This is a genomic window from Brevundimonas sp. (genome assembly GCF_031082345.1).
Lineage (GTDB): Bacteria > Pseudomonadota > Alphaproteobacteria > Caulobacterales > Caulobacteraceae > Brevundimonas.
In genome coordinates this window covers 17,660-24,640 of the sequence record NZ_JAVHLH010000010.1, presented here as the reverse complement: position 1 = coordinate 24,640, position 6,981 = coordinate 17,660, and the positions used below count along the sequence as shown (strand labels likewise).

The following is a 6,981-nucleotide window of genomic DNA, read 5'->3' as shown; positions in this document are numbered from 1 at the left end:
ACGCTTTGGGGGCGCCGGTGAACCGGCCCTGTAACCAATGCGGCTCGCCGCCGAATTCCGATCACGCCCGTCCGGAATCAGGAGAGTCCGCTGAAGACCGAAGACCTCATCGATGCGCTCGCCAGCGATCTTCGCCCGTGCTCGGCCGTCGGTCTGGACTGCCGCCTCGCCCTAGCGGCGGGCGGGGCCGGGCTGGCCGCGCTGGCCGGGGTTATCGTCTGGCTGAAGATGAGGCCGGACCTTGCCGAGGCGGTGACTGGCGCCGTCTTCTGGGGCAAGGCCGCCTATACGATGGCGCTCGCAACGTGCGGGTTCTGGATTCTCACGCGACTTGGCCGTCCCGGCGTTTCGGTGCGCGCGCCGCTGCTGGTATTGACCGGGGTCCTGTCGCTCGCGGCCGCTGTGGCCGTCAGCGAGTTGCTGCGCGCCGCGCCGGAGCACCGCTACTCGCTCCTGATGGGCGGCTCGGCGAGCGTCTGTCCCGGCTACATCCTCGCGCTCACCGCAATGGCCGCGCCCTTCGTGGTCTGGGGCGCGCGCCAGTTCGCGCCGACCCGACCGAGGGCGGCGGGCGCGGCGGTCGGGCTGGTGACGGCGAGCGTCGCGGCCACCCTCTACGGGCTGCATTGTCCGGAACGCGCGGCCACGTTCGTCATCGTCTGGTACTCGCTCGGGATCCTTCTCGCGACACTGGTCGGCGGCCTTCTGGGAGGCCGGTTGCTGCGATGGTGACCCACGATTTTCGCTTCGGCCATGCCCGATCGTTTCGATCGGTCAGACCGCCTTCACAAGGAGAACCGACATGACTGACGGCTACAGGATGCAAACACCCCTGGTCACGCTCGAGACCGCTGAAGGCGGCGCCCGTGAAGCGCTTGAGGGGGCTCAGGCCCAGCTCGGCTTCGTGCCGAACATGTACGGGGCCATGGCCAACGCACCGGGGCTGCTGCAGACCTACCTGTTCGGCTATGACCGTCTGCGCAAGGAGTCCGCCCTGACGCCGCCCGAGCAGGAGGTGGTGTTTCTCACGGTCAGCCGGGCCAATGGCTGCGACTACTGCATGGCCGCGCACAGCATGGTCGGCGAGAAGATGACGAAGGTCCCCGCCGAGGTGCTGGAAGCGATCCGTCAGCGCGCGCCCATTGGCGACGCCCGGCTGGCGGCTCTGAGCGCTTTCACCGAGGCCATGTTCGAGACCCGCGGTCGGCCGTCCCAGGCGTCTGTCGTGGCCTTCAAGGCCGCCGGCTACGACGAACGGCATATGCTTGATGTCGTTCTGGCCCTGGCCGTTAAGACGCTGAGCAACTACGCCAACCACCTGTTTCATACGCCGGTGGATCCTGCGTTCGCGCCTTGGCGCTGGGAAGACCCGAGCTGACGCAACGATGCGCAGGAGCGGCGCGACGAAGGCGGGATGCAGCGGAGGCCGCGTAATGGGCCGCTTACGCCCGAGGTCGCGCCGCCTTCAGGTCCCTTGATACGCCAGAATGCGGCGATGACTGTTTCCCGGCCGCGGCGGCTAGCCGCTGCAGGTTGCGCCGCCCAGGACGCAGAAGCGGGCGCAATGTCGATGATTGAGCCGGACCGGGCCGCGAGCCCCGGCCAGGGTCGGTCCGAGGTCAAACCCCTCGGCATAGGGCAGAAGGGTGCAGGCGATGACGCTTGCCTGATCGGAGCCCCTGTGGCGGACCACCATGCGGGAGCTGGCGCACATCACGTCATCGGGCGATTTGCCCAGGATCCCCCAGCAGGAGTCGGTGATCTCCGGAACCTCGGCGTCGGTCTCCATCTCGGGAAACAGCGCCAGGCGAGCGGGATCCGCTGCGTCGATCGGCAGACCGTGGGAGGCGAACAGGGCGGCGAAGCCTGCGCGGGTCCCGCCTGCGCTTTCGCCCCACATCAGACGGGCGGCGATCGCGAGATCGAATCCTCCCTTCACCAGCCAATCCAGACCCTCGAGCGCCGGCTCCCAGGATCGGGGGCCGCGTACGTCTTCGTGCCCAGCGGCTGTATAGTGGTCGAGGGACACCCGGATAGACAGTTGACCGGGATGGCGACGGTTAAGCTGATCCAGCGCGCTCGACAGCCTCTGCATCGGCCGCATCGCATTCGTCAGCACCAGGATCCTGAGGCCTGTTTCGAGCCCGTCCTGGAGCATGTCCAGGATATCCGGATTCATGAAGGGCTCGCCGCCCGTGAAGCCGACCTCTTCAAGCTCGGGATGAGCCTGAAGGGCCTCAGCGAGATACCGTCGGACCTCGATTTGCGTCAGATAGACCAGCTGATCGTTGCGGGGCGAAGATTCGATATAGCAGTTGCGACAGGCCAGGTTGCAGAGCGTGCCTGTGTTGAACCAGAGAGTCCTTAGTCCCGTCAGATCGACCCGGGCCCGCCGCTCGCCCGTGGCAGTCAATTCCGGATGAGTAAACTCGGCGCGCAGCGTCATGGCGCCAGTCCCGTCACCGCCAGCGACGGGCGCAAGCGCTCTGGTTGGCCGCTCTGGCGTTCCAAGCGGGGACTTCCCGCCAGCGAAGCCCCGGCGCTCAGCCAGCGCGAGGCCGAATGTCTGGCTTGGGTCAGTCGTGGCAAGAGCTCCTCCGACATCGGTGCCATTCTTGGGCTGTCGCCGCGAACCCTCGATAGCGACCATGACATCGTCGCGGCCGAGCATTTGCAAACAATCCGCAGAGTGAGAGCCTCAATTTTCAGACGGCATTATTGGTTCAGCTGACAGATCGGCCGGCATCCGGAAGACTGCTCGATCGGACGTGCAGGTCGCTGCGCCCTGGGGAGGCCTCCATCGTCAGGCGCTGCTTGGGGAATTTGACCGGAGGAATCTGAACGGTCCGTCGGAGTTCGCCGATCGCCCGGGCCATGGTTTCGTCCGTTACCGGCTTAGCCACGATCGCCACGGCGAGGTCTTCGTGCTGTTCGGCGATATCGGTCTGTCCTGTGACGAAGGCGCAAGGAATGCCCCTCTCCTTCAGCCACCGGGCGGCGGCCAGTCCGGTCGGACCGTCAGCCAGATCGATGTCGACCAGGGCGGCCGCGAAATCCAAAGGCTGCATCTGCAGGTCTGCGAAACTGTCAACCGAGCCCACGCATGAGTCGCCAAGATCCTCGATCACATGTTCGAGGTGGAACGCGATCAGGGGGTTGTCCTCCACACAGAGGATACGAAGAGGGCGCAGCGAAGCATGCTGATCTGCTTTCATCATCTCGCCAACGGTTGCCTCCCGCGAATGGTTGCTCAGTCTTCGCAGTTCACGGGCTTTCGCCTGTACGTGTGTGTTTCACACCTCACTCGCAGTGGGTGAAATGACCGCCGCCATGCGCGATAGCGGCCCTCTCGCTTCACACACCAGGCCGGCCGCTTCGAATGCGATTAGCGGCTTCTGACCAAAGATGCTGGCCAGGGCGGACCGGAGATATCGTGTGCCGTACCCCGCACGTGTCGGCTCGATTACCTGGGGTCCGCCGGACTCGACCCAGCGGACAGACAGCTCCGGCACGTCCGATTCCGAGATCGACCACAAGAACGACACCTGGCCGTTCGGTGAAGATAGCGCCCCGTATTTGATGGCGTTGGTCGCAAGTTCATGCAGGCACAGCGCCAGGGTGGTGCCAGCCTCGCGCGTCATCAGGACCTCCGGGCCCTCTGAGATGATCCGCCCTTTGCCGGGCAGTCGATAGGGTTCGAAGGTCAGGTCGACAATTTCGGCGATCGGAACAGCCTCCTCCGCCGCATGAAAGACAGCCGAATGAACCTTGGCCAAAGCGCCGAGCCTGCCCCTGAAGTCTTCTGCGAACTGATCCAGAGAAACGCCGCCCCGAAGGGTCATCTCGAAGATGGAGATGACGCTGGCGAGTATGTTCTTGACCCGGTGGTTCAGTTCGCGCCGCAACTCGACCTCCCGCGCGAGGTGATCGCGCACGTCGCGCTGGCGCAGGCGAGCGAGCAATGCCGACTGGACACCGCTGACCAGTTCCACCGGCGTCACCGGTCGTTGGTAGAACAACTGCCTTGCCCTGGGCCAGACCCGGGCCAGCTCCGCCCGTATCCTGACGCTCTGGGACGCTCGATCCAGCAGAACCACGATCGGCAGTTCCGACCAGGCCGGTTGATGGCTCAGGTGTGCGGCGACAGCCGCCAGGACCGGAGGCGTCAAGGCCTCATGCGTGGCGACCAGCACCCCTGGTGAACCAGCCAGAGCGGCGTCAATTTCATCCGCAGACGAGCAGATTTCTACCTGGATCTCATACTCGCCGAGGAGTTGACGCAGATACTCGGCGTCTCGCCGATAGGGCGCCAGAACCAGAACGTGGTCGAGCGGCGCGCTGTCGGCGGAATCTTCGATCGTCACGGCTCCGGCAGGGGGTTGTACGGCACCACGGACACGCCCGAACTCTGGATGAAAAGTTCGTGCACATCGAGGTCATGCGGGCCGTGTCGTTTCTTGACGACGGTGATATTGCGGCGCAGGCGTCCCTCGTGCTCGGTGATGCGCAACAGCAGGACCGTGTCGCCAAGAAAGCTGACGTCCACATCAATGCCGACATTCTGACCGAGCAGGCCGTGTTGGGCGACAATCAGCATGGTCAGGACGCCGGCCCTAGCCAGATATTTGAGCAGGGACTGGATATCCCTGACCGCTTTCTCCCGATGGGGCAGCGAATTGAGGTAGCCGGTGAAGCTGTCTATGACGACAACGCGGGTCTTCTCCTCGGTGACGATGGTTTGAACCACCTGGGCGAACTCCCCGGGTGAGATTTCGTTGGGATTGAAATCCCGGATGACCAGCCGTCCGTCCTCATGGAATTTCCGCAGGTCCATACCGAGGCCCTCAGATCGCCGGAAGAAGGTTTCAAGCCGCTCCTCGAACAGGAACAGGGCGACGCTCTCACCGCGATTGAGAGCTGCGGTGGCGTAGAGCGACGCCATCGTCGACTTGCCCGTCCCCGATTGGCCGATGACCAGGGTGGTGGTGCCCGATTCCTGACCGCCGCCAAACATGGCGTCCAGGGTGTCTACGCCCGACTTGATCAGCTCTGGCCGGACCTTCTCGGGCTGGGCGCCCGGCACGATGCGGGGAAACACCACGACCCCGTGGCCTTCCCGAATAGCCATGTCGTGATAGCCGTCCGCAATGGGCACGCCTCGCATCTTGCTGACCTCGATACGTCGACGGACGGGCCCGTAATCATCCAACGCCTTGTCGAGACGGATGACGCCGTGGGCGATGCCCTCCACCTCCTCACCGTTGGAGGCCTCGGCGCTTTGCGTATCGAGCAGGAGCGCCACGACATTGCGTTTGGCCAGGAAGGCCTTGAAGCCGATCAGTTCGCGGCGGAATCGAGGAGTGTCACCGGTGATCAGCCGGATTTCGAGCAGGGAATCGTAGACCAGACGCTGGGGTTTGTGCTCCTCGATGGCGCGCTCGACCGCCTGACGTGTTTCATCCAGACGCAGTTCGGCGGTCTGGAAGATCGTCTGGTCCGCCGCGCCATTGACCGAATCCGACGCGGAAAGTTCTTCGACCCGGATCCCCTCAAGACTCCAGCCATGCGAGACGGCGATAGATTCGAGCTCGGCGGAGGTCTGGGACAGGCTGACGTATATGCATCGCTCACCGGCGGCGACGCCGGCGAGGAGAAACTGCAGCGCCGCGGTGGTCTTGCCGGCGCCGGGGTTGCCTTGCAGCATGTACAGATTGGATGGCGGCAGTCCGCCCCTGAGGATTTCATCAAGGCCGGCAATCCCGGTGGCCATAGGCTTGGGCATTTTACGCTTGGTCACATCAAGTCTCCGGCTTGGACCCACCCACCTGACACATAAACCACCGAGCCTTGTCCGGACAAGAAGAGCGGGGGGGTCGTGCTTGGAGAGGTCCCGAGTTTCCGAGCGCGTCCGCCGACATGATCTTCTAATCCCAAGTCGTTATCTAAACTGTACGGGATCGGACGCAGGAACTTCAAAAGAGACATCGGCGTTTCCAGATATTGGGGACGAGTTGCTGTCAGAATGGTCGTCAAGTTGTACAGGGGTACGGGAAGGCAGGCGGAGCCGGACCGGCCGTCCTTGCGACGGCGCTTTTGCGATTGGGTGACCGCCGTGTTTGTCCGGGGGCTGCCGCGAAAATTGGGATGAGGGAGACCGTAAGATAGGTCATTTTTCGATCTCCGCCTGTTCCGTTTGACCCAGCGCGAGAGCGACGGCTGCCTCGAGATCGTCGACCCTGAACGGCTTTCTGAGAATGCGGTCAGGAGCCATGACGGCTTCCACCGCCTTCATGTCAGCATAGCCCGTAGCAAGGATGATCGGCAGGTCCGGGACTTGCTGTCGGGCACGCTTCACCACATCCACGCCGTTCAACCCCGGCATGGCGAAGTCGACAATCAGAAGGTCCGGCGCCTGCTGGGTGAGGAACTGCAACGCCTCCTGGCCGTCCGCAGCCTCGATGACTTCGTAGCCCGCCGCGCGCAGGCAGTCGCAGATGAAGGTTCGCACGCCGCCGTCGTCATCGGCCACCAGAATTCGGGCTTGAGCGACTCCGTTGGCTGGGCGAACCGGTGCGGGTGCGTGCTTTTCCTCTGGTTCAGCCGACGACGAACGAAGCCAGATTTCGATGGTCGCGCCCTGACCTTCCTGGCTGTCGATCCGGACGAAACCGCCGGACTGTTTGGCGATTCCATAGACCTGGCTCAGTCCAAGCCCGGTGCCCTTGCCGACGGGCTTCGTCGTAAAGAACGGATCAAAGACCTTTTCAAGTAAATGAGGCGGAATGCCCGGGCCGGTATCCGTCACGCTAATCACGACGAACATGCCTTGCCCGTCGGCCGCCAAGCGTTCGGCGCTCTCGATCATCAGCGTGCCGCGGTCGCCCATGGCGTCCCGGGCGTTGATCGCCAGATTCAGAAGCGCCAGTTCGAGCTGGTGGGCGTCAGCCATCGCCCACGGCTCCTGCGTCGAAAGCCTGGTCC

8 protein-coding genes are annotated in these 6,981 nt (G+C 63.9%); 3 read left to right on the top strand and 5 right to left on the bottom strand.

From position 1 onward, the window contains the following. The first annotated feature begins 54 nt into the window (after positions 1–54). Both RDU12_RS01500 and RDU12_RS01495 read left to right on the top strand, forming a co-directional pair. Positions 55–732, top strand: a complete 678-nt coding sequence (locus RDU12_RS01500; RefSeq protein WP_308684001.1) for a DUF1109 domain-containing protein — start codon at positions 55–57, stop codon at positions 730–732. A gap of 70 nt (positions 733–802) precedes the next feature. Then, positions 803–1,378 carry a carboxymuconolactone decarboxylase family protein gene (locus RDU12_RS01495; RefSeq protein ID WP_300289254.1) on the top strand — a complete coding sequence of 192 codons (576 nt, stop codon included), beginning with the start codon at positions 803–805 and terminating at the stop codon, positions 1,376–1,378. A 141-nt stretch (positions 1,379–1,519) separates the two neighbouring features. Here the strand turns inward: RDU12_RS01495 and RDU12_RS01490 are convergent, their stop codons facing one another. Beyond that, on the bottom strand, positions 1,520–2,446 hold the full coding sequence (locus RDU12_RS01490; protein ID WP_300289252.1) for a radical SAM protein: 927 nt from the start codon (positions 2,444–2,446) through the stop codon (positions 1,520–1,522). Between RDU12_RS01490 and RDU12_RS01485 the strand changes: the two genes are divergently transcribed. Then, complete coding sequence (locus tag RDU12_RS01485; protein WP_300289251.1) at positions 2,420–2,731, top strand: helix-turn-helix transcriptional regulator; 312 nt, start codon at positions 2,420–2,422, stop codon at positions 2,729–2,731. The two genes, RDU12_RS01490 and RDU12_RS01485, sit on opposite strands and share 27 nt — an antisense overlap. On the opposite strand, the gene RDU12_RS01480 is transcribed toward RDU12_RS01485, so the two are convergent. The 4 genes from RDU12_RS01480 to RDU12_RS01465 form a co-directional block, all read right to left on the bottom strand. Further along, positions 2,724–3,218, bottom strand: coding sequence for a hypothetical protein (locus tag RDU12_RS01480; protein WP_300289250.1), 495 nt, complete (start codon positions 3,216–3,218; stop codon positions 2,724–2,726). The genes RDU12_RS01485 and RDU12_RS01480 overlap by 8 nt on opposite strands. A gap of 75 nt (positions 3,219–3,293) precedes the next feature. Next, complete coding sequence (locus tag RDU12_RS01475) at positions 3,294–4,364, bottom strand: sensor histidine kinase (RefSeq protein ID WP_300289249.1); 1,071 nt, start codon at positions 4,362–4,364, stop codon at positions 3,294–3,296. Next, positions 4,361–5,797: an ATPase domain-containing protein gene (locus tag RDU12_RS01470; RefSeq protein WP_300289248.1), complete on the bottom strand. Its 1,437-nt coding sequence runs from the start codon at positions 5,795–5,797 to the stop codon at positions 4,361–4,363. The genes RDU12_RS01475 and RDU12_RS01470 overlap by 4 nt, the downstream gene beginning before the upstream one ends. Positions 5,798–6,166: 369 nt before the next feature. Beyond that, positions 6,167–6,981 (bottom strand): response regulator (locus RDU12_RS01465; protein WP_308684000.1); only part of this gene is annotated, 815 nt, incomplete at its 5' end.